The organism is Streptomyces albidoflavus (assembly GCF_000719955.1).
GTDB lineage: Bacteria > Actinomycetota > Actinomycetes > Streptomycetales > Streptomycetaceae > Streptomyces > Streptomyces albidoflavus.
In genome coordinates, this window is the sequence record NZ_JOII01000027.1 from 138,871 (window position 1) to 160,497 (window position 21,627).

At 74.1% G+C, this 21,627-nt stretch carries 18 protein-coding genes; 4 read left to right on the plus strand and 14 right to left on the minus strand.

Annotated elements, in window-relative coordinates; genetic code table 11:
• Positions 1-437: 437 nt before the first annotated feature.
• The 10 genes from IF45_RS0124005 to IF45_RS0124050 form a co-directional block, all read right to left on the minus strand.
• On the minus strand, positions 438-1,556 hold the full coding sequence (locus IF45_RS0124005) for a slipin family protein (protein ID WP_018469253.1): 1,119 nt from the start codon (positions 1,554-1,556) through the stop codon (positions 438-440).
• Positions 1,557-1,772: 216 nt separating this feature from the next.
• Positions 1,773-2,672 (minus strand): S1 family peptidase, encoded by a 900-nt coding sequence (locus IF45_RS0124010; protein ID WP_003947302.1) that lies wholly within the window; start codon positions 2,670-2,672, stop codon positions 1,773-1,775.
• 232 nt (positions 2,673-2,904) lie between these two features.
• A complete protein-coding gene (locus tag IF45_RS0124015) occupies positions 2,905-3,699 on the minus strand; it encodes a DUF1684 domain-containing protein (RefSeq protein WP_030309491.1) in 795 nt (264 codons plus the stop codon).
• Positions 3,692-5,029, minus strand: a complete 1,338-nt coding sequence (locus IF45_RS0124020; protein ID WP_018469255.1) for an NtaA/DmoA family FMN-dependent monooxygenase — start codon at positions 5,027-5,029, stop codon at positions 3,692-3,694. Before IF45_RS0124020 ends, IF45_RS0124015 begins: the two co-directional genes overlap by 8 nt.
• Entirely contained in the window at positions 5,026-6,150 is a 1,125-nt protein-coding gene (locus tag IF45_RS0124025; RefSeq protein ID WP_008409561.1) for an LLM class flavin-dependent oxidoreductase, read from the minus strand. The genes IF45_RS0124020 and IF45_RS0124025 overlap by 4 nt, the downstream gene beginning before the upstream one ends.
• A gap of 43 nt (positions 6,151-6,193) precedes the next feature.
• Positions 6,194-7,180, minus strand: coding sequence for an ABC transporter substrate-binding protein (locus IF45_RS0124030; RefSeq protein WP_030309492.1), 987 nt, complete (start codon positions 7,178-7,180; stop codon positions 6,194-6,196).
• Positions 7,181-7,255: 75 nt separating this feature from the next.
• On the minus strand, positions 7,256-8,008 hold the full coding sequence (locus IF45_RS0124035) for an amino acid ABC transporter ATP-binding protein (protein WP_018895411.1): 753 nt from the start codon (positions 8,006-8,008) through the stop codon (positions 7,256-7,258).
• 5 nt (positions 8,009-8,013) lie between these two features.
• Positions 8,014-8,916, minus strand: a complete 903-nt coding sequence (locus IF45_RS0124040) for an amino acid ABC transporter permease (RefSeq protein ID WP_030309494.1) — start codon at positions 8,914-8,916, stop codon at positions 8,014-8,016.
• On the minus strand, positions 8,900-10,801 hold the full coding sequence (locus IF45_RS0124045) for an FAD/NAD(P)-binding protein (protein ID WP_030309496.1): 1,902 nt from the start codon (positions 10,799-10,801) through the stop codon (positions 8,900-8,902). The genes IF45_RS0124040 and IF45_RS0124045 overlap by 17 nt, the downstream gene beginning before the upstream one ends.
• Entirely contained in the window at positions 10,798-11,712 is a 915-nt protein-coding gene (locus tag IF45_RS0124050; RefSeq protein ID WP_030309498.1) for an amino acid ABC transporter permease, read from the minus strand. The genes IF45_RS0124045 and IF45_RS0124050 overlap by 4 nt, the downstream gene beginning before the upstream one ends.
• Before the next feature lie 606 nt (positions 11,713-12,318).
• On the opposite strand from IF45_RS0124050, the gene IF45_RS0124055 reads away from it, so the two are divergent.
• The gene (locus IF45_RS0124055; RefSeq protein ID WP_030309500.1) at positions 12,319-13,305 is read left to right on the plus strand and encodes an ABC transporter substrate-binding protein; all 987 of its coding nucleotides are present in this window, start codon (positions 12,319-12,321) and stop codon (positions 13,303-13,305) included.
• A gap of 16 nt (positions 13,306-13,321) precedes the next feature.
• Here IF45_RS0124055 and IF45_RS0124060 read toward each other — a convergent pair whose 3' ends face one another.
• A complete protein-coding gene (locus tag IF45_RS0124060; RefSeq protein WP_030309502.1) occupies positions 13,322-14,500 on the minus strand; it encodes a DUF5685 family protein in 1,179 nt (392 codons plus the stop codon).
• Positions 14,501-14,792: 292 nt separating this feature from the next.
• Between IF45_RS0124060 and IF45_RS0124065 the strand changes: the two genes are divergently transcribed.
• Entirely contained in the window at positions 14,793-15,236 is a 444-nt protein-coding gene (locus IF45_RS0124065; RefSeq protein WP_008409578.1) for a cell division protein SepF, read from the plus strand.
• A gap of 9 nt (positions 15,237-15,245) precedes the next feature.
• Here the strand turns inward: IF45_RS0124065 and IF45_RS0124070 are convergent, their stop codons facing one another.
• Positions 15,246-16,967: an MFS transporter gene (locus IF45_RS0124070; RefSeq protein ID WP_030309504.1), complete on the minus strand. Its 1,722-nt coding sequence runs from the start codon at positions 16,965-16,967 to the stop codon at positions 15,246-15,248.
• Positions 16,968-17,301: 334 nt separating this feature from the next.
• Here IF45_RS0124070 and IF45_RS0124075 point away from each other — a divergent pair, with 334 nt between their 5' ends.
• Both IF45_RS0124075 and IF45_RS0124080 read left to right on the plus strand, forming a co-directional pair.
• Positions 17,302-18,360, plus strand: a complete 1,059-nt coding sequence (locus IF45_RS0124075) for a glycosyltransferase family 39 protein (RefSeq protein ID WP_030309507.1) — start codon at positions 17,302-17,304, stop codon at positions 18,358-18,360.
• Between the two features lie 253 nt (positions 18,361-18,613).
• Positions 18,614-19,669, plus strand: coding sequence for a phosphatase PAP2 family protein (locus IF45_RS0124080; protein ID WP_003947317.1), 1,056 nt, complete (start codon positions 18,614-18,616; stop codon positions 19,667-19,669).
• Between the two features lie 94 nt (positions 19,670-19,763).
• On the opposite strand, the gene IF45_RS0124085 is transcribed toward IF45_RS0124080, so the two are convergent.
• Both IF45_RS0124085 and IF45_RS0124090 read right to left on the minus strand, forming a co-directional pair.
• A complete protein-coding gene (locus tag IF45_RS0124085) occupies positions 19,764-19,979 on the minus strand; it encodes an I78 family peptidase inhibitor (protein WP_008409584.1) in 216 nt (71 codons plus the stop codon).
• 256 nt (positions 19,980-20,235) lie between these two features.
• Positions 20,236-21,246, minus strand: a complete 1,011-nt coding sequence (locus tag IF45_RS0124090) for a helix-turn-helix transcriptional regulator (RefSeq protein ID WP_030309509.1) — start codon at positions 21,244-21,246, stop codon at positions 20,236-20,238.
• Between the last annotated feature and the right edge of the window lie 381 nt (positions 21,247-21,627).

A 21,627-nucleotide genomic window follows, 5' to 3' on the forward strand; every position in this document is an offset into this window, starting at 1 on the left:
GAACAGGGGGCCGGCGGTGACCGGCCCGAACGCTCCGGGCCCTGCGTGGCAGCAACTATTGCGAGGCCGTGAGCCGCCACACAAGGTCGACTTCCGGCCTCCCGTACGACTCGCCCGCGCCCCGCCGCACACCCGCCCGCTCGCCGTCATCCCAGCTCGCACCTGCGGAATTGCACCCTCCGCAGTCACCCCACCGCCCGAGGTGAGGACTAGTCCTGTCTCATAACCGCCCCACCGGAATCAGGCGTTCCCACCCCGCCCGCACCCCGGTCACACCCCCGGCGCGCCCCTGTCACCGAACCTCCCCAACTCGCCCGGCGCACACCACGGCCGCCCCCGGACACACGGAAGGGCCGGCCGGGAGATCCCGGCCGGCCCTTCCCCTCACGGCCGCCGCACCCGCCCCTCAGGACGGTGCGCCGACCGTACGAACGGTTTCAGCCCCGCGCGCCACCCTCCCCCGGGGCGTCCCCGGACCCGTCGGCGCCCTCGGCGTCCGTACGCTCCTCACCTTCACCCTCGCCCTCCGCCCCGGCGAGGGTCCCGGGTGTCCCGGGCTCCGCCTCGGAGACCGCCCGCTCCCCCACCAGGCCCGGGACGCCCTTCTCGCCGAGCCCTTCCAGCAGCTGGCGCACCACGTCGCCGGAGGTCCCCGGCGGGAACTCGCCGGCCAGCTCGCGTGCCTGCGCGGCGAGGGCCTCGGGGTCGGCCGCCTCCCCGGCGCTCGCGGCGGTGGCGGCCGTCGCCCCCTGCCCGGACGAGGCCGGGGAGGCCCCGGCCTCCTGGGCGCCCGGGAGCGGCGCGGCCCGTTCCAGGAACCGCAGCAGCTCGACCGGGAACGGCAGGACGAGGGTGGAGTTCTTCTCGGCGGCGACCGCGACCACGGTCTGGAGCAGCCGGAGCTGGAGCGCGGCCGGCTGCTCGGACATCACCTGGGCGGCGCCCGCCAGCTTCTTCGACGCCTGGAGTTCGGCGTCGGCGTTGATGACCCGGGCCCGGCGCTCACGGTCGGCCTCGGCCTGCCGGGCCATGGAGCGTTTCATCGTCTCCGGCAGGGAGACGTCCTTGATCTCGACCCGGTCGATGGTGACACCCCACTCGACGGCCGGGTTGTCGATCATCAGCTCCAGGCCCTGGTTGAGCTTCTCGCGGTTGGAGAGGAGGTCGTCCAGTTCGCTCTTGCCGATGATGGAGCGCAGGGAGGTCTGCGCCATCTGCGAGACGGCGAAGCGGTAGTCCTCGACGCGGACCAGCGCGTCGGAGGGGTTGACCACCTTGAAGTAGACGACGGCGTCGACGCGGACGGTGACGTTGTCGCGGGTGATGCCCTCCTGCGCCGGGATGGGCAGGGTGATGATCTGGAGGCTCACCTTGTGCAGCCGGTCCACGATCGGCACCACCAGGGTCAACCCTGGCCTGCGCACTTCGGGCAGCAGCCGCCCCAGACGGAAGACCACGCCGCGCTCGTACTGTTTGACCACCCGGGCGGCGGCCATCACGTACAGCGCTCCGGCGGACGCCGTGGCCGCGCCCGCGGTCACCAGCTCCTCGATCATGACGGCCCCCAGGGTCCCGTAGGAAAGTGATGCACGTCACTTTCGACGGTAACGCGTCCGGCGGCCCGGCGGGGAGGGGCGGTCGTGAACGGGGGCCGCCCCCGGGGAACCGTTCGCGACCGGTTCGCCCGGGGGCCGTCCCGTACGGAACGCGCGTCCGCGCTCCGTACGGGCCCGAGGTGCGGGGACCCTGGCGGGTCCGGGGTGGGGCGGGGGCTAGAAGACGCTGACGCCGTAGGCGTTCAGGGCCTCGACGACCGGCTGGAAGAAGGTCGTGCCGCCCGAGGAGCAGTTGCCGCTGCCGCCGGAGGTCAGACCGAGGGCGGTCGACCCGGAGTAGAGCGGGCCGCCGGAGTCGCCGGGCTCGGCGCAGACGTTGGTCTGGATCATGCCGTAGACGACCTGGCCGCTGCCGTAGTTCACGGTGGCGTTGAGGCCGGTGACCGTGCCGCTGCGGATGCCGGTGGTGGAACCGCGGCGGGTCACCGACTGGCCGACGGTCGGGTTGGCGGCCCGGGTGATGTCGACGCTGCCCACGGTGCCGGAGGCCGGCACGGAGGAGTTGGTGTAGCGGATCAGGCCGTAGTCGTTGTTGGGGAAGCTCGACCCGGCGACCGTGCCGAAGGCGGTGGTCCGCGAGGAGTTCGTGTACCAGGTGCTGGTGCCGTTGGTGCAGTGCCCGGCGGTCAGCGCGTAGTACGTGCTGCCGCTGCGCACGTTGAAGCCGAGGGAGCAGCGCGAGCTGCTGCTGTAGATGGCGTCGCCACCGGAGAGCAGCGGGCTGAAGGTGCCCTCGGTGCGGTTGATCTCCAGGGCGCCGGCCTCGCCGCCCGCCGCCTTCCGGATCTTGGCGATCTCCGCCTTGGAGACGGTGGAGTCCGCGGTGACGACGACCTTGTTGGCCGCCTTGTCGACGTACCAGGCGGTGCCGGCGACGTCGGTGTCGAGAACCGCCTCGGCCGCGCTCGTGAGCTCCGCCGAGCTGAACGCCGCGCTCTCGCCGGCGTGCGCCGTCGGAGTCGCGAGGGCGCCGACGGCGGCGAGGCCGGCGGCGAGAGCGACCAGGCGGGTGCGTCTCGCGACGCTGCTGCGGGGGGTGGTGCGCTTGATCCTCACTGGCTGTTTCCTCCCGAAAGGAACCGAGGGCCGCGCGGGGGCGGGGCCCTTGTGAGGCGCAGTCGGGGGAGCGTCCGCATTCCGGATGCGTCGTGCCCCTGACAAGCGCTGGACGGGAGTATTGGGCGCCCGCCAAAGGCGCACAAGGGCTGCTTTCGGCCGCCGGGCGGGTGCAGCGCGCAGGGCCCCGGGAGTCGGCTCTCCCGGGGCTCGCGCCGCGGAGTGGGACGCCTCAGCCCTCCGCGAGGTTCCGCTCCCCCGCCCGCACGGGCACCGCGAGGGTGTTGCCGGGCGGCGGGAAGGGGCAGAGGAAGTACGGCGAGAAGGCGCACGGCGGCAGCTCGGCCCGGTTGAGGTCGACGGCGACCGAGCCGCCGGCGCCCGGCGCCGGGGTACGCAGGAACCGGAACCGGTACCCACCCTCGGCCGCCGCCCGCTCCCCCGCCCCGGTGGCGTCCGCGAAGACGGCCCACAGCCCGCCACCCGCCTCCACGGTGACCTGCAGCGTCACCGCCCGGCCACCCAGGGTGAAGACCAGCTCGCCGCCGAGGCCGAGCCCCCGCGGGCGCCCGTCGGCGTTGGCCACCCGCACCGTCCGGGTGTCCGGGTACGGGGTGAACGTCCCGGGGGTCCGCGCGGCCGGGTCCTCGGGCCAGCGGGCGATCCTGGGCGCCGCGCGGAGCCGCCCGGACTCCGGGTCGTGCACCCGGACCGCCCACAGGCCCTCGCGCCGCAGCACCGCGAACCGGCGCCCGCCCTGCCCGGCGCGGGCATCCCCGGGCGGCCCCTGGTCGGCGCCGAGGCGGGCGGTGCCCTCCAGCGGGCGGCCGTCGAGGAGGAGCCCGTCGGCGGCGGTGGCGGTCGCCGCGAGGCGGTCCCCGTCGGGCTGCCACCGCCCCGGGATGGCCGGAAGTCGTCCTTCCGGAAAATCGTCCAGCCAGTGGACACCGGTGACGGAGAGCGGGCCGTACGGAGCGGTCAGCGCGGCGGTGCGGCGGTGCTGCCACTCCTCGGCGGTCTCAGCCACGGCCGGCCTCCGTACGCGGGCGCGGCGCGGGCAGGCCGAGGTGGTCGCGGAGGGTGGTGCCGGTGTACTCGGTGCGGAAGGCGCCGCGCTCCTGGAGGATCGGCACCACCCGGTCGACGAAGGGGTCGAGTCCGTCGGGCGTCAGGTGCGGGACGAGGATGAAGCCGTCGGCGGCCCGCCGGTCGACGAAGGAGATCATCTGCTCGGCGACGGCGGCGGGGGTGCCGACGAAGGACTGCCGGCCGGTGGCCTCGATGACCGTCTCCCGGCTGCTGAGCCCCTTCTCGGCGGAGAGCGCCCGCCACTTCTCGGCGATCTGGCGCGGGTCCCCGTGCTTGACGCGGCCCTGGACGAAGGTCGAGTCCACGTCGGGGTCGGCCTCGGGCAGCGGTCCGTCCGGGTCGTGCCCGGAGAGGTCGATGCCCCAGATCTGCTCCAGGGCGTACAGGGCGTTCTGCGGGGAGATCTGGCGGCGCCGGATCTCCACCGCGTTCTCCTGCGCCTCGGCGTCGGTGTCGCCGAGGACGAAGGTGACCCCGGGCATGATCTTGAGCTCCTCGGGGCGGCGGCCGTGGGCGGGGAGCCGGTCCTTCACGTCGGTGTAGAAGGCGCGGCCCGCCTCCAGGGTGCCGTGCCGGGTGAAGATGACGTCGGCCGCGGCGGCGGCGAACTCCCGGCCCTCGGGCGAGTCACCGGCCTGGATGACGACGGGGTGGCCCTGCGGGGAGCGGGGCAGCCCGAACCGTCCCTCGATGCCGAAGTGCTGCCCGGTGTGGGTGACGGGCTGCCCGGCGCCGTCCGGGGCGGCGGCGTCCCACAGTGCGCGGGCGGTGGCGACGAACTCGGCGGCGCGGGTGTAGCGGTCGGCCCGGTCGAGGAAGCCGCCGCGCCGGAAGTTCTCCCCGGTGAACGCGTCGAAGGAGGTGACGACGTTCCAGGCGGCCCGGCCGGCGCTGAGGTGGTCCAGGGTGGCGAGGCGGCGGGCCAGTTCGTAGGGCTCGTTGAAGGTGGCGTTGACGGTGGCGGCGAGGCCGAGCCGTTCGGTGGTGGCGGCGAGCGCGGTGAGGACGGTCAGCGACTCGGGGCGGCCGACCACGTCGAGGTCGTGGATGCGTCCCTGGTGCTCGCGCAGCCGCAGCCCCTCGGCGAGGAAGAAGAAGTCGAAGAGGCCGCGTTCGGCGGTCCTGGCCAGGTGGGTGAAGGAGGAGAAGGCGATCTGCCGCCCGCCGGGTCCGGCCGGCGGGGGCGAGGTCTGGGCGTCCTCGGCCCAGACGGTGGTGTTGTTGACGCCCGGGAAGTGGGCGGCGAGGTGCATCGGCCGGCTGGTCATGCAGGCTCCCCCTGGGTGGTCGCGGATCGGTCGGCTCCCCGGGCGGCGGCGTACCGGCTGGCGGGCCGGGCCAGGCCCAGGTGGTCGCGGAGGGTGGCGCCGGGATAGAAGGTGCGGAACCGGCCCCGGTGCTGGAGCAGGGCGACGGTGCCGTTGATGAGCCGCTCCAGGTCGCGGTCGGGGTCGGCCGGCACGAAGTGGAAGCCGTCGACGGCGCCGGTGTCGTGCCAGGCGGTGACGAGTTCGGCGAGGTCGACGGGGCCGCCCCGGTAGACGGCCGGGGAGCCGGCGCCGCCCGCCCGGGGTCCGCCGCCGCCGTGCGAGGGGACGGCCGCGTACTCCCCGCCGCCGAGGTCGACGGTGAGCACGGCCAGGACCCGCAGGGTGCCGGGGTCGCGGCCCGCGGCCTCGGCGCGGGCGAGCAGTTCCTCTCGGGCGGCGCGGGCGGCGGCCGGACCCTGGGCGTGGACGAGGGCGACGTCGGCGTGGCGGGCGGCGAGGTCGCGGGCGTGCGGGCTGGCGGTGTCGGCCACGACGACCGGGCGGCCCTGCGGCGGGCGCGGCACGATCGAGGGGCCCCGGACGCTGAAGGTGCGGCCGGTGAAGTCGGCGTAGTGGAGCTTGTCGCGGTCGACGAAGCGGCCGGTGGCGAGGTCACGGATCTCGGCGTCGTCCTCCCAGCTGTCCCAGAGCCGCCCGGCCGCCTCGGCGACCTCGGCCGCCTCGTGCCAGAGGGCGGCGGCGGGGGCGGCGGGGCGGCGGCCGAAGAGGCGGGCCTCTGCCTCGGTGGTGGAGACGGCGGGCAGCCAGCCGGCCCGGCCGCCGCTGACCCAGTCGAGGGTGGCGACGGCGGCCTGGAGGTGGAACGGCTCGGTGTGGGTGGTGGTGACGGCGGGGACGAGGCCGACCCGGGCGGTGGCGGGCGCGGTGACGGTGAGCGCCTGGAGGGCGTCGGGCCCGCGTTCGCCGAAGGCGTCGGTGAGGGTGACGAAGTCCAGGGCGCCGTCCTCGGCGAGCCGGACCCGGCGGGTCCAGTCGGCGGCGGTGTACGGCCTGGGGGCGCCGGGCGCGCTGAGCGCGGCGGCCAGGTGCAGGGTGGTCGGCTTGTGGGGTTCCGGCATGGGTGGCGGTGCCTTCCGTACGACGGGGAGTCCGGGGGGTGCGTCAGGGCTTGGGCAGGCCGGGCGGGTTGATCTCGGACTTCTCGACCGCTTCGCCGCTGAGGTTCCACCGCTTCAGCACCTCGGCGTAGGTGCCGTCGGCGATGGCCTTGTCGAGGGCGGCGGCGTAGGCGTCGACGAGGCCGCTGTCCTTCTTGGTGGTGGCGGCGATCTTGCCCTGGATGTCCGCGCCGCCGCCGGAGAGGGAGCCGACGATCTCGGTCTGCCCGGCGCCGGCCACGTGGTAGGAGACGGCGGGGCTCGGGCCGAGGTAGCCGTCGATGCGGCCGGACTGGAGGGCGAGGTAGTAGTCGGTGTCCTTCTGGAAGTAGGCGATGTCCACCGGCTTCCGTCCGGCCTTCTCGTTCTGCTCGCTCCAGTCGACGAGGATCTTCTCCTGGTTGGTGCCGGAGGAGACGGCGATCTTCTTGCCCGCGACGTCGGCGGGGCCCTTCACCTTCCAGCCGCTGCCCTTCTTCGCCTCGAAGGCGATGTCGTCGAGGCGGTAGGTGGCGAAGTCGTACTTCTCCTTGCGCTCCTCGGTGACGGTGACGTTGGAGAAGACCGCGTCGAACTTGCCGCTGTCGAGGCCGACGAAGAGGTTCTCCCAGGAGACCTGCTCGAACTGCGGCTTCAGCCCGAGGGTGTCGGCGACCAGGACGGCCAGGTCGGTCTCGACGCCGATCCGGGTCTTGTCGTCGGTGGCGTAGAAGCCCAGCGGCGGGGCGGCGTCCGCGCTGCCGCCGATCCGCAGGGTGCCGCGTTCCCGGATCTTCGCGGGGACGAGCCCGGCGGCCTCGGCGTCCTTCTTCCCCCGTATCCGGTCCTGCCGCGGCGAGGTGTTGATCCCGGTGCCGTCGGCGGCGCCCGCCCCGGACGTCTCCTGCCCGGGGCCGGAGCCGGAGCCGCAGGCGGTGAGCAGGACGGCGAGGGCGGCGGCGCCGAGGGCGCGCAGGCTCCGGGGGCGGGCGGCGAGGGCGGTACGGGACACGGGGGCGCTCCTGGTGTCGGGCTGACGGGGTGTCGGGGCGGGCGGGGAGGCGAAGGGGGTGCGGGCGGACACGGCTCAGAGCACCTTGGAGAGGAAGGCGCGGGTGCGCTCCTGGCGCGGGCGGTCCAGCACCTCGGCGGGCGGGCCCTGTTCGACGACGACGCCCTCGTCCATGAAGACCACGGTGTCGGCGACCTCGCGGGCGAAGCCGATCTCATGGGTGACGACGATCATGGTGGTGCCCTGCCGGGCCAGGTCCTTGATGACGTCGAGGACCTCGCCGACCAGTTCCGGGTCGAGGGCGGAGGTGGGCTCGTCGAAGAGGAGCAGCTTGGGTTCGAGGGCGAGCGCGCGGGCGATGGCGACGCGCTGCTGCTGCCCGCCGGAGAGGTGGCCGGGGTAGGCGCCGGCCTTCTCGGCGAGGCCGACGCGCTCCAGCAGGGCGTGGGCGGCGGCGACGGCCTCGGCACGGGGGCGCTTCAGCGCGGAGATGGGCGCCTCGGTGATGTTCTCCAGGACCGTCAGGTGCGGGAAGAGGTGGAAGTTCTGGAAGACGAAGCCGATCTGGGTGCGCCGGCGCAGCACCTCCCGCTCACGCAGTTCGTACAGCTTGTCGCCGGAGCGGCGGTAGCCGACGAGTCTGCCGTCGACGGTGATCCGGCCGCTGTCGACCTTCTCCAGGTGGTTGACGGTCCGCAGCAGGGTGGACTTGCCGGAGCCGGAGGGGCCGAGGACGACGGTGACCTCGCCGGTCCTGACCTCCAGGTCGATGCCGCGCAGCACCTCGTGGGAGCCGAAGCTCTTGCGGACGGAACGGATCTCGACCATCGCGCTCATGGCGTGGCCCCTTTCGCGAAGCGCTTCTCGACGTGGTGCTGGACGACGGAGAGCACGGTGGTGAGCAGGACGTACCAGAGGGTGGCGACCATCAGCAGCGGGACGACGCGGCCGTTGCGGCCGTAGATGACCTGGACCTGGTAGAAGAGTTCGCCGATCGCCATGACGGAGACGATCGAGGTGCCCTTGAAGAGCGAGATGATCTCGTTGGCGGCGTTGGGCAGGATCGACCGCATGGCCTGGGGCAGGACGATCCGGCGGATCTGCCGCAGCCGGGGGATGCCGAGCGAGGCGGCGGCCTGGAGCTGGCCGGCGTCGACGGAGAGCACTCCGGCCCGGACGATCTCGGCGGCGTAGGCGGCCTGGTGGAGGGCGAGGCCTAGGACGGCGGCGCCCATCGCGCCGACCAGCCCCATGGTGTCGAAGGAGACGAAGCCGGGGCCGAAGGGGATGCCGAACTGGATCTCGTCGTAGAGGTAGGCGAGGTTGAACCAGAAGAGCAGCTGGACGATGAGCGGGATGGAGCGGAACGCCCAGATGTAGCCGTGCGCGACCAGCCGCAGGAACGGGCTGGCGGAGAGCCGCATGAAGGCGAGGACCACGCCGAGGCCGAAGCCGAGCGCGGTGCCGTAGCAGGTGAGCTGGAGGGTGACCCAGACCGCGCGCAGGATCACCTCGGCGGTGAAGAACTCGGCGAACACCCCCCACTCCCAGCCGGGGTTGGTGGCGAGGCCGTGGGCGAACTGGAGCAGCAGCACGGCGGTGGCGGCCACCGCCAGCCAGCGCCAGGGGTGGCGGACGGGGACGACGGTGAGCCGGCCGTCGGCGTCGGCTCCGGCGGCGTCGGGCGCCGCCGGGACGGCCGGGCCGCCGCGCGGCGGGTCACTGGTCAGGGACATGGGTTCCTCGGGAGGGGGACGGTACGGGCACGGGGACCCGCTCCCCCGTCCCGCGCAGGAGCGCGAGCAGGGCGCGGGCGGTGGCGTCGTTCTGGCGGAAGGAGGAGCTGTTGGTACGGGGCCGGGTGAAGGCCCCGGCGCCCCGGGCGTCGGTGTGCGGGCCGAGCGCGAAGCGGCGCGGGTGGGGCAGGCCGCCGAGCCCGAGGAGCCGGCCGTCGGCGGGGTCCACGCGGAGCAGGCCGCCCGGTCCGGCGGCGGCCCCGTCGCCGAGCAGTCCCCGGGGCAGCGGGTCGGCGGAGCGGACGGCGGCCGCGTCGGGCAGCCGTGCCTCGACCAGGACCCGGGCCTCGACGTGGTGTCCGGGGACGGCGGGCGAGGCGGCGCGGAAGAGCCCGGACTCCTCGTCGGCGGTGAACGCGGTGTCGGGGCCGAGGAAGTGGACGATCCCCGCCTCGGAGAGGGCGGCGAGCTGGCGCAGCCGGGGTCCTGGCGGTCCGGAGGCGAGGTAGCTGAAGAAGCCGTGCCAGCGCTGCCCGCTGTCGCCGAGCCGCAGCAACTGCCCGTAGACGGAGAGCAGTCCGAGGAAGACCGCCAGGTCGGGGCTGTGCGCGGGATCGTGGCGGCGGTCGAGGTCGGCGGCGATGTGGGCGCGCAGCGCCGTCTGGAGCGCGGCGGGGTCCGGGTGGACGGTCCCGGCCAGCGGGCGGTCGAGGGCGGCGAGGTCGAGGCGGTCGGCGGGGTCGGGGACGGCGGTGGCGACCAGGGTGCGCAGCTCCTCGCTGAGCGGCGCGGCGGCGGCGTACTTCTCGGCGAAGTCGTCCCAGGCGATGCGGGTGGCGCCGGGCCGGGTGGTGAAGAGGCGGTGGTAGTGGGCCCAGCCGAGTTCCTTGTCGATCAGCGGCCACAGGTCACGGGTGAAGTCGGGCCCGCCGGGCCCGGCCGTCGCGTGCAGGGCGTCGACCACCTCGGCGGTGAGGAAGCGGGGCAGCGGCGGCGGGTCGCCCTGCCAGCCGTAGCCGATCTTGGAGCGGTAGGGGACGCCGCGGCGGGAGCCCGCGTACAGCACCGGTTCGGCGCCGGAGGGGTGGTAGACGAGGCGGCCGTCGGCGCCGGTGGTGTACCGGCCGCCGCGTCCCTCGGTGACCAGCACCATCAGGTCGACGAAGGCGAGCCCGAGGCCGCGTACGAGGACGGGGGCGCCGGGTGCCAGCGCGCTCAGGTCGCTGTCGGCGGTGTAGGCGGGCGGCAGGTGGGTCAGGCCGTGGCGGGCGGCGAAGGCGGTGAGGGCCCGCTGCTCGTCGTCGGGTTCGGTGTCGAGGTGGCCGAGGGTGAACAGGACGGCGTCGGCGGTCAGCGGGGTGTCCGAGCCCGCCGGCCACACCCGCTGGAGCCCGTCCGGCGCGCCCTCGACGCGGACGGCGGCGCGCCGGTGCTCGTGGACGGTGACCTGCGGGGGCAGGGCGGCGCGGACCCGGGCGTGCACCCAGCCGAGGTAGGCGCTCTGGAGCCGCCGGGAGGCGAAGCCGGCCGGGGTCAGGCCGCGTATCTCGGCGTCGAGTTCCGGGCCGGCCGCGACGGCGGGCGGCGGCAGGGTGGACTCGCGGTACGCGGCGGCCCAGGCGGCGAGGTCGGGGCCCGGGGTGACGGGGCCGGCCATCTCGACGGTGTCGTCGGTGAAGAGGGTGACGTCCTCGGCGTGCGAGTTCATCCAGAGCAGCGGCGACTGGTCGTGGCGCCATATCCGTCCGCCGCCGGGCGGGTGCGGGTCGACCAGGTGGATGTCGAGGGGGTGGTCGCCGTACACCTCGGCGAGGTTGGCGGCGATCCGCTCCAAGACGCCGGTGCCGCGCGGCCCGGCGCCGACGACGACGAGGGCGGGGGTCACCGGTCACGCTCCGAGCGTCCGTAGTACCGCTCCACGTAGTGCTGGCCGACCGTCAGGACGGTCGTGACCAGGGCGTACCAGAGGGTGGCGACCAGCAGCAGCGGGATGACCTGGTAGGTGCGGTGGTAGACGAGCTGCACGGAGTAGAGCAGGTCCTGGACGGCGATGACGCTGACGATGGAGGTGCCCTTGAGGGTGCCGATCAGCATGTTCCCGGCGGGCGGCACGATGGCCCGCATGGCCTGCGGCAGCACGATCCGCCGCAGCCGCCGCCACCGGCCGAGCCCGAGCGACTGGGCCGCCTCGGTCTGGCCCCGGTCGACGGAGAGCAGGCCGCCGCGGACCACCTCGGCGGCGTAGGCGGCCTCGTGGAGGGTGAGGCCGATGAGGGCGACGGTGAGCGGGCCGAGCAGGTTGACGGTCCTGACGGTGAGGAACTCGGGGCCGAAGGGGATGCCGAGGCCGAGCTGCGGGTAGAGCGCGCCGATGTTGAACCAGAACAGCAGCTGGACGAGGACCGGAGTGGAGCGGAAGAACCAGATGTAGCCCCAGCTGACGCTCTTGAGCACCGGGTTGGCCGACATCCGGGCGACGGCGAGCAGCGTGCCGAGGACGAAGCCGAGCACCATCACCAGCGCGGTCAGCCAGAGGGTGAGGCCGAGGCCGCGCAGGACCGCCGGGGTCGTGAAGTAGTCGGCGACGACGCCCCACTGGAACGCCTCGTTGCGGACCACCGAGTTGACGGCCATCGCCAGCAGCAGGAGGACCACGGCGGCGGCAGCCCACTGGCCGGTGCGGCGTACGGGGACGACGCGCGGCGGAGCGGGCTCGGCCTCCTTGCTGAGGACCGGGGCGGCCGGGGCCTCGCCCGTGGGGGAAGGGGCCGGCGCGGCAGGAGGTGTCGGGGGCATGGCGGACTCCGTGACTCCAAAGTCGGAGCACGGTTCGCGTCGCTCGGCACTGCACCCGGGCCGCGCCCCTCAGCGCGGTCCGCCGTCGAGATTACGGCGGCTCCGCGGCCCGCTGTCAAGGCTGTCCGCATCATGGGCACTCCGTCTCAGGGCAGTTGACGCCGTGCGGGATGCCTGGTCCACTGAGCCCATGCATCCGACCCGGCGACTGGTGACGCGCTCCCACATCGACTTCGGTCGCGTGTGGTCCTCCTCCTGTTGAGCCGCCCCGGCCACTGAGCCGTTCCGCGCCGCGTCCTTCCTGGTCAGAGCCGCTTTCGCGGATCTTTCCGCTTCCTTCTCCCGCACTTTCGTGCCGCCGGCCGCCCGGCGCCGCCGCTGCCGCGGCGCACCGGGACGCCACGCGCACCCCTTTCCGCATCCCGTCCTCGCACGGGTTCGCGCCACCACTCACGCTCCGCACCCCGCCCGTCCTCCCGGGCGCCCCCTCCCCTCGCGCCATCCTCAACTCCCTTGCCAAACAAGCCAGTTGAGCCATCACCCCACCCCGTCCCACATTGCGGACCCCTGTCCCGCCCCCTGAGACCCGCCAGGAGTAATCCCGTCATGAGCAGCCCCTTGCCTCCCGGTACCGCCCGGCGACCCGCCCGCCGTCAGAAGGGGCTGTTCGCCCTGGTGACCGTCGCCGCCCTCACCCTCACCGCCTGCGGCGGCCAGGGCGGGCAGGCCGAGGCGGGCGGCGCGGGCAGGCCCGGCTCGGAGGCCGGGGCGGTCTCCCTGCCCACCGAGGACGTGGTCTCCGGGGTGCGGAAGGACCCGGCCGCCGCGAAACTGCTCCCGGCCGCCCTGCGCGACGGCGGCGAGATCTCCCTGGCCGCCAGCGTGGGCTCGCCCCCGTCCTCCACCTACCTGGACGACGGGAAGACCGTCGCGGGCCTCGACCGTGACGTCTCCGACGCCGCCGCCAAGGTCCTCGGCCTCACCGTCGAGCGCGAGGTGGCCAGCTTCGAGGCGATCCTCCCGGCGCTGGGCAGCGGCAAGTACCAGGTGGGCACCGGCAACTTCGGCGTCACCGACGACCGCCGCGCCACCCTCGACTTCGTCACCTACATCAACGACGGGCAGGGCTTCGCCGTCCGCGAGGACAGCACCCTGAAGAAGGTCACCGACCTCACCCAGCTCTGCGGCCTGGACATCGCCACCGGCGCCGGCACCACCTTCGAGGTCACCCTGGAGGAGAACCGCCCCCGCTGCGCCGAGCAGGGCGAGAAGCCGTACCGGGTACGCACCTACGCCGAGCAGGGCGCACTGTGGGGCTCGCTCCAGCAGGGCCGCAGCGACGTCGTGATGAGCACCATCAACGGCCTGCGGTACGCCGTGGACCAGCAGCCGGGGCTGAAGTTCCTCAACGAGTACCAGCGCCTGGACGTCGGCCTCGCCTTCAAGAAGGGCACCCCGCTGGCCCCCGCCTTCCAGGCCGCCGTCGACCACCTCATCGAGGACGGCACGTACGCCCGCATCCTCGAGAAGTGGGGCGTGACCGGCTCAGCCCTGAAGGAGTCCCGCATCTCCCCGCCGGAGCTGAAGAGCTGACGCCGGTCCCGCACCGTCAGCAGTCGCAGCAGCCGCAGCACTCACAGCACTGACAGCCGTCGCTGCAGCAACTGCAGCACTCGCAGCAGTCACCGCACGACTTGCACATGCCGTCCCGGCGCCGCCGGCTCCACGGCCCCTCGTACGTCCCGCAGCACATCTGGCAGGTGCAGGCCATGCCGACGAAGACCAGGCAGCCGGGTATCAGCCCGCGCGGCTCGCGGGGCGGCGGCGGGGGCGGGGGCGGCAGGTCGCCGGGGCCGCCGGGGTGGGGCGGCGCCCCGGGCGCGTACGGGTTCCCCGGCGCCGGACCGTGCGCCTCGGCCCCGTGCCGGTGCCGCTCCTCGCCGAAGGCCCGTTCCACCGAGCGGCCCAGTTCGTGGACGAGCAGGACGTGGGCGAGCCGCCCGTCGGTGAACTCGGCCTCGTCCAGGGCGAGGCGGATGCCGTGCAGCGCGTCGGCGGCGAGTCGGCGTGCCTCGGCGCGCGGGGTGCCGGTGGCGGTCAGCGGGTTCCACGCCCCGCTCGCGGCGTCCTTCTCCTGGTCCTCGACGGCGTCCAGCAGATGGGCGAGGCGGCCGAAGAGGCGGCCGGCCTCGGCCAGCGGCGCGGCGTTGCCGGGGATTCCGGCGAGGTGCGCGGTGTGCGCGAAGGCCGCCGCGGTCGCCGTCTCGGTCGGCTCGGTGACGGCCAGCAGCGGCGTACCGGGCCCGGCGAGCGCCTCCACCTCGGGCTGCCGCTCGACCGCGCCGACGAGAAGCGCGGTGTCGAAACCGACGCCGGCTCCGGCCCGCGCACCCTCCTTGTCCCATACGCCCGCTATGCGCCGGGCGGCCGCCGCGACCGGACGGTGCGCCAGAAGGCCATCCTGATCTGTGACATGGTCACGGGTTTTCGCCGAGGCGAGGATGAGCGAGACGGCGGCCGCGAGCCGCGCACCGTCACCCTCCGCCACCGAGGCCCTGCGCATTCCGCGCAGCGCGCAGGGTCCCGCGCGGCGCCTTCCGGCCCGCTCCGCCCCGGCCTGAGCCTCCGTCAGGACCGAGATGACGAGACCGTCGTAGTTGGTGACCACCCGGGCGAACTGCCCCGCCTGTCCGCGCAGGGCGAGGCAGAGTCCGCACAGGTGAGCCATCCATTGAGCGGTCAGCCGCTCCCCCAGCCGGTGCGTGCACGGCCGGACCATTCCGAACATCCGCTGCCTTCCCCCCGGACGCCGGCGTGCGGTGAACCGGAGCCGGTGCCCCCGCTCGTGTCACCCGGTCGCCCCCGTCCGTCACCCGGACGGCACGACGCGCGCCGATCGTCGTATTTTCACTCGGTGTCAGCACAGTGATACCGCACGGCCCTTGGGGAATGCGGTCATAGCGTGCACCAGTACCGTCACGAAAGCTCCGCGCGCCGCCTATCCCCTTGGCGCGTTGTCAGCATGATGGACGACGATAGGGGTGCGGAAAACAGGGAAACCGCTGCGAGAGGAGGCGTCCATGGGATCGGTGCGCAAGGCGAGTGCCTGGCTTGGCCTCGTCGACGACAACGACGAGCGCTACTACGACGGCTATGCCGACGAGGCTGCCGAGGGCCCGGAGCCCGGCGACGCCTGGGTGACGGACCCGCGGGTCCAGGTCGCCTCGGAGTCCGCCCACGAGCAGGGCCGCCGGATCGGCACGGTCACGCCGGAGAGCTTCCGGGACGCCCGGCGGATCGGCGAGCTGTTCCGGGACGGGGTGCCCGTCATCATCAACCTGACCGCCATGGACCCGGGCGACGCCAAGCGCGTCGTCGACTTCGCCGCCGGGCTCATCTTCGGACTGCGCGGCTCCATCGAGCGGATCGCCACCCGGGTCTTCCTGCTCTCGCCGCCGGACACCGAGATCGTCGACGGCGGCGCCGCCCACCGCACGGACAACGGCTTCTTCAACCAGAGCTGACCGCTCCGCTCAGCCGCGCAGCGCCGAGTCGCGTGTGCGGTGCCCGTCGGCCGGGGCGGCCCGGCCGGAGTCCTTCTCGGTGCGGGGGCGCGGTGCCTCGGCCCGGGGAGCCTCCTCGGCGTCCTCGGTCCCGCGCGGGCCGGAGACGGAGGTCCCGGTGCCGTCGGTCGAGCCGGGGCCCGGTCCGGCGGGCTCCGCCGGGGTGGGGTCCATCGACCGGGGCAGCCGCAGCGCGGCCAGCGCGCCGAGCAGCAGCAGGCCGGCGCTGACGACCAGGGTGACGTGCAGGCCGTGGACGAAGGAGTCCTTGGCGGCGGTGCGCAGGGCGGCCCCCGCCGGCCCGCCCAGCTCCCGCGCCACGTCGTACGCCTCCCCGAGCGAGTGCCGGGCGTCGGCCGCGGCGGAGGCGGGTACGCCCTCCACATGCCGCAGCCCCGGCCCGTAGGCGGCGTTCATGACGCTGCCGAGCAGGGCTATGCCGATCCCCGCGCCGAGCTGGTACGAGGTCTCGCCGATCGCGGCGGCCCCGCCCGCCTCCTCCTTCGGGGCCTCGCTGAGCATCGACTCGTACGAGCTGAAAAGGGTCGTCTGGAGGCCGAGGCCCAGCAGGACGAAGCCGCCGATCAGCAGGGGCGGGTTGTCGTGGTCGCCCATACCGGTGAGGACGAGGACCGCGACGGCGGTGAGGGTGAAGCCCGCCCCGACCATGGCGCGCGGCCCGAGCCGGGGCAGCAGCCGCGAGCCGGCCAGCCCGGCCGCCATCGCCGCGAAGGTCAGCGGCAGCAGGCGCAGACCGGTCTCCAGCGGGGAGAGGCCGAGGACGAGCTGGAGGTACTGGGCGGCGATCAGTTCCAGGCCGACCAGGGCCAGCATGGCCAGGACGATGCACCCCACCGAGGTGCCGAAGGCGGGCCGGGCGAAGAGCGCCAGGTCGACCAGCGGGTGTTCGCGCCCCCGCTGCCGCCGGACGAAGACGACCAGCAGGACGGCGCCGAGGACCAGCGGGACGAGGGTGCCCAGCAGCGAGACCTCGCCGCTGCCGGCCTGCTTGACGCCGAGGACGACGCCGAAGAGCCCCCCTGCGGCCAGCAGCGCACCGACCGCGTCCCAGGGGCCCTGCCCGTCGCCGGTCGACTCCGGCAGCAGCCAGCGGCCGACGGGCAGCGAGACGAGCATGATCGGGATGTTGATGAGGAAGACCGCGCCCCACCAGAAGTGCTCCAGCAGGAAACCGCCGAGGAGCGGGCCGCCGGCCGCGCCGATACCGGCGACCGCGCTCCACACGCCGATGGCCAGCGCCCGCTCGCGCCGGTCGGGGAAGACCTGGCGGAGGATGGAGAGGGTGGCGGGCATGATCATGGCGCCGCCGACGCCGAGCAGCGCCCGGGCGGCTATGAGGAGCTGGGCCGACTCGGCGGCGGCCGCGAGCGCGGAGGCGACGCCGAAGAGGGCGTACCCGAGGAGCAGGATGCGGCGGCGGCCGACGCGGTCGCCGAGGGTGCCGAAGAGGATCAGCAGGGAGGCGCAGACCAGCGGGTAGCTGTCGACGATCCAGAGCAGCTGGACCTGGCCGGGGCGCAGGTCCTCGCTGACGGCGGGGATGGCGACGTGGAGCACCGTGGCGTCGACGGCGACCAGCAGCAGGCTGGCGCAGAGCACGACGAGGATCATCCAGCGGCGGGCCGGTGCCTCGGCGCCCTCGGGCTGGGCAGTGCGGGGCGTCCCGGTCATACGCGTACCTCCCAGTGAGCCTCGTGCGTCTCACTTCGGCGGGGTACGGACTCCCGGTCCGGGCCACGACGACGAACGAGTGAGCCGACAGCGTACGTGAGTACACCTTGCTGCAGGGTGGCGCGCCTCCCACCGTTGCGACCTCGGAATGTGGTGTGTGCCACGTACGCTCCGCACTCGCTCACAGGCCCCTCCCCGGTGGCTCGGTCTCCGCACGGATAATCGCCCGGTGACCGCTTCTGATCAAATCCGCCCGCTCTCCGCACCTCGGGCACCCGACCCGGGCCCGCCGGGGCCGCGCCGCGCCGGGCTCGCCCTCGCGGTGTACGCGGCGGTGCGGCTGACCGGGCTCGCCGTCCTCACGGCCTGGAGCACCCTCGCCGGCAACGACGCCCACCGGCTGCTCTCCCGCCGCTGGGACTCGCTCTGGTACGCGCGGGTCGCCGAGCAGGGGTACGGCTGGGAGGTGGTGCTGCCCGACGGCGCCGTCCACTCGAACCTGGCCTTCTTCCCGCTGCTGCCGTGGCTGGAGCGGCTGGGCTCCTGGCTGACGCCGCTGGCGGCGCCGGACGTGGGGCTGGTGGTGAGCGCCCTCGCCTCGCTCGCGGCGGCCTGGGGGATCTACGCCGTCGCCGAGCGGCTGTACGGGGCCGTGGCCGGGGTGACGGCGGTGGCGCTCTGGGCGGTGCTGCCGGTCGGCATCGTGCAGTCGATGGCGTACAGCGAGTCGCTCTTCACCGCGCTGGCGGCGTGGGCGCTGTACGCGCTGCTGCGGGAGCGGTGGGTCGTGGCGGGGCTGCTCGCCTCGCTGGCGGGGCTGACCCGGCCGGTGGGGATGGCGGTGACGGCGGCGGTCCTGGTGGGCGTGGCGCTCGCGGCACGCCGGGAACGGCGGCTCACGCCGGCGATGGCGGCGGGCGCCCTGCTCTCACCGCTCGGCGCCGGCGCGTACGTGGTCTGGGTGGGGGCACGCACCGGCGACCCGCTCTTCGGCTACCTCTCCGTGCAGGAGGGATGGGGCAACGGCTTCGACGGCGGGCTGGCCTTCGCCCGCTTCATCGGCTCCCTGCTGGCCGGGCCCGGCTTCTGGGGCGGCCTGGGGCTGGTGGCGGGGCTGGCACTGCTGGCCTGGCTCTGCGCGCGGTGCGTACGGCAGGGGCAGCCGGCGGTGCTGCTGGTCTACGCGGGGATCGTGGTGGTGCTGGCGGTCTGCGCCTCCGGCTACTTCGGCTCGAAGCCGCGACTGCTGCTCCCCGCCTTCCCGCTGCTGCTGCCGCTCGCGGTGGGACTGGCCCGCTGGGGCGCCGCCCGCCGGGGGCTGCTGCTGGCGGGTGTCGGTCTGCTGTCGGCCGGGTACGCGGGCTTCTGGCTGAACGGTTCAGGGCCGCCCTGACCTGCGACGCCGCTCCCCCGGCCGCAGGCCGCGCGGGGTCCGGGAAGGTATCCGGATTCCCTTCGGCGAAAGAATGGAAAAGTGGAAGAATTACCGGTCGGATCATTACCACCGAGCCGTCCGTAATACTTTCCGCCGCCACCTGTGTAATGCCGGGATAAAGGAGGCGCTGAGAGCTATGCCACATCACATGGTCATCACAAAGCCGAAGATTCGAGCGAGTCGACCACTCACTCCCTGTAACGTCGATTGAGTGGGTACCGAACCGAACCTCACCCGTCTGGACCGGCTGTTCGCCCGGCTGGACCGTGAGCAGCAGCGGCCGGAGCAGCTCCATGTGCCGCGCATGAGCCGGCACAGGATCGCGCTGTTCGGCGCGACGCTGGCGTTCTACGCCACCATCGTCGTGGCCGTGATCACCACGAGCTGGCTGGTCCGGCTGGACTGGCAGCTCATGTTCTTCCGCCCCTACCAGCAGTGGCCCGAGATCCACCCGTACCTCGACTACTACGTGGTCCTCGGACAGCGCGGCCCGACGGCGGTGATGGTCGCGGCCTGGCTGGGCTGGCGCTCCTGGCGGCAGCACACGCTGCGGCCGCTGCTGGCGCTCGGCGCCTCGCTGCTGCTGCTGAACGTCACGGTGGGCGCCGCCAAGATCGGCATGGGCCGCCTCGGCCCGCACTACGCCACCGAGATCGGGGCCAACGAGATGTGGCAGGGCGGCGATATATTTCCGTCCGGCCACACCGCCAACGCCGTCGTGACCTGGGGCATCCTCGCCTACCTGGCCGCCACGCCACGCGCCCGCCGCCACCTGTCGACCCTGTCGGCGGTGGTCTCCCTCGGGGTCGGCCTGACCACGGTCTACCTCGGTACGCACTGGCTGAGCGACGTGCTGCTGGGCTGGGCGGCCGGCGTGCTGATCCTGCTGGCCCTGCCCTGGTTCGAGCCGATGATCAACTGGGCGGAGGCCCGCATCCTGGCCACCCGCGACCTGCTCTGGGCCCGCTGGGGCGACCGGCTGCCGATGCCCCGCCCCGGCGCGGCCACACCGGCGGGGAGCGCCTCCGCGCAGGCGGCACCGCCCGCCCCGCCGTCCACGTCGTCCGCCCCCGCCGAACGGCTGGTGGTGGAGCCGTCGGCACAGCAGCTACGACCGGGGGGCAACCGCCCGCACCTGGCGCAGCGCCCGCACGCGGGCCGGGCCGAACGGCCGTCGCAGCCCCCTTCGGCCACGCGCAGGCCGCCGCACTCCGGCGACCGCGGCCAGCGGGGCGGGCCTTCGCCCCGGCCGGTCGCCGGCGGCTGAGCAGGCGCCGCGGAGACCACGGAGACACCGACGGGCCCGGCCCCCGCACCGCGTGCGGGGGCCGGGCCCGTTCTCGTACCGGTCGCGGCGGGCGTCAGCCCTTCCAGCCGCGGGTGACGCGGCCGTCGGTGACCTCGAAGTTGATCCGGCCGACGAGGAACTCCATGGTGATCATGGCGCCGGGCTGCAGGGTACGGACGGTGGTCCAGCCGCGTTCCCCTGCCTGCCGTTCGGCCTCCTCGGCGGTCAGACCGACGTAGGCGGCGGGGTCGTCCTGCGGGTCGGGGGGCGGAGTCGGGAGAGAAGCCATGGCGCCACCGTAGCCCCTCGGATTCCCCACGGGTCACGCTTCTGTCACAGGACCGCGACACCCGTGTGCCGGGAACCCGTTCACACGTACGGGCGTTCCCCGCCCAACTTTTTTCTTCCGCCGGTTTACGGAGGGTTATTCGCCCGCCACTTGGAATTCGCCATTCCGCTGCCGCGGGCTCGCCCCGCATTCCCCCCGGCCCGGCCCGTCCGCCGCGCGGCCGCGCCGCAACGCGGGAGAGGAATTCACGGGCCCGCTATTCCGATTCCGGGAAAGCGCCGTCGTCCCGCTCCCCCTTCCGCCCACCACGCTCCAGCGCCCGCCCGAGCAGACCGTGGGCGGCCCGCAGCCCCTCCTGCACGCCGTCCCCCTCGACCACCTCGAACTCCAGGCCCAGCAGCAGAACGTGGATCACCAGGACGTCGAGGCTGGTGGCCCCCGCCGTCAGCAGGCAGCTGTCGGCGCTCTCGGCCGCCAGGGTGCCGTCCGACGGGGAGATCCGCCCGGCCGCCTCCGCCAGCGGCACCAGCAGCCGCAGCACCACCCGGTCCGGGTAGACCCGGGTGGACAGCCCCTCGGAGACGTAGGCCGCGAGATCCCCGGCCGGCCCCTCGCGCGGGGTGAAGCGCGGCCCGTGCGGCGGCCTGGGGGTGATCCGGTCGGCCCGGAAGGTCCGCCAGTCGGCCCGGTCCACATCCCAGGCGACCAGGTACCAGCGGCGCTCGGTGCAGACCAGGCGGTGCGGCTCGACCGTGCGCCGGGACTCGTTCCCCGCATGGTCCCGGTAGGCGAACCGCAGCCGCTCGGCGTCCCGGCAGACCGCCGCCAGCTCCGTCAGCACCCCCGGCTCGACCCCCGGCCCGCCGGGATCCCGCAGCAGCGGCACGGTGTACGCGTGCAGAGCCCCGACCCGGCGCCGCAGCCGGCTCGGCAGAACCTGCTCCAGCTTGGCCAGAGCACGCACCGAGGACTCCCCCACCCCCTCGACACCCCCGCCCGCGGCGGTCCGCAGCCCGACCGCGACGGCGACCGCCTCGTCGTCGTCGAGCAGCAGCGGAGGGAGTTCGGCACCGGCGCCGAGCTGGTAACCGCCGGTGGTGCCGGGGGCGGCGTTGACCGGGTACCCCAGCTCCCGCAGGCGCTCCACGTCCCGCCGGACGGTGCGCGCGGTGACCCCCAGACGATCGGCCAGCTGGGGCCCGGTCCAGGAGCGGTGCGCCTGGAGCAGCGAAAGAAGGCGAAGGAGACGCGCGGAGGTGTCCAGCATGGGGGGAGTCTGGCAGGGGTTGCGGACAGGAGGTGTCCGCGATTTCCCGGGGCGGGCTTGTCGGCCGGGCCGACGGGTGGGGACGGGGCCGCCTGTCCCGGGCGTCGGTCACCGATGGCCTCAAACGCCGGCCGGGCTGAGGGTGGTTGCTCGCCGCTGGGGCAAGGACCAAGCCCGGCCGGCGCTTGAGGCCATCGGTGACGCGAAGGCGGGCGGCAAGCTCAGCCCCCACCCTTCACAGCCCGGCCGGCGCTTGAGGCCACCGTCACCCCGCGCTCACCCCCGCCGAGGAGGCGGCAGTGCCGGGCTCAGGCGGAGGGTGAGGTCGTGGCCCGGGGTGTAGAGGCTGTCTCTTATACACATCTCCGAGCCCACGAGACC

Excerpts from the sequence above, each read along its gene's own strand:
- IF45_RS0124005 (WP_018469253.1), bottom strand. The coding sequence starts at position 1,556 with ATGATCGAGGAGCTGGTGACCGCGGGCGCGGCCACGGCGTCCGCCGGA.
- IF45_RS0124020 (WP_018469255.1), bottom strand. The coding sequence starts at position 5,029 with ATGACCAGCCGGCCGATGCACCTCGCCGCCCACTTCCCGGGCGTCAAC.
- IF45_RS0124025 (WP_008409561.1), bottom strand. The coding sequence starts at position 6,150 with ATGCCGGAACCCCACAAGCCGACCACCCTGCACCTGGCCGCCGCGCTC.
- IF45_RS0124035 (WP_018895411.1), bottom strand. The coding sequence starts at position 8,008 with ATGGTCGAGATCCGTTCCGTCCGCAAGAGCTTCGGCTCCCACGAGGTG.
- IF45_RS0124040 (WP_030309494.1), bottom strand. The coding sequence starts at position 8,916 with ATGTCCCTGACCAGTGACCCGCCGCGCGGCGGCCCGGCCGTCCCGGCG.
- IF45_RS0124050 (WP_030309498.1), bottom strand. The coding sequence starts at position 11,712 with ATGCCCCCGACACCTCCTGCCGCGCCGGCCCCTTCCCCCACGGGCGAG.
- IF45_RS0124055 (WP_030309500.1), top strand. The coding sequence starts at position 12,319 with ATGAGCAGCCCCTTGCCTCCCGGTACCGCCCGGCGACCCGCCCGCCGT.
- IF45_RS0124060 (WP_030309502.1), bottom strand. The coding sequence starts at position 14,500 with ATGTTCGGAATGGTCCGGCCGTGCACGCACCGGCTGGGGGAGCGGCTG.
- IF45_RS0124065 (WP_008409578.1), top strand. The coding sequence starts at position 14,793 with ATGGGATCGGTGCGCAAGGCGAGTGCCTGGCTTGGCCTCGTCGACGAC.
- IF45_RS0124070 (WP_030309504.1), bottom strand. The coding sequence starts at position 16,967 with ATGACCGGGACGCCCCGCACTGCCCAGCCCGAGGGCGCCGAGGCACCG.
- IF45_RS0124085 (WP_008409584.1), bottom strand. The coding sequence starts at position 19,979 with ATGGCTTCTCTCCCGACTCCGCCCCCCGACCCGCAGGACGACCCCGCC.
- IF45_RS0124090 (WP_030309509.1), bottom strand. The coding sequence starts at position 21,246 with ATGCTGGACACCTCCGCGCGTCTCCTTCGCCTTCTTTCGCTGCTCCAG.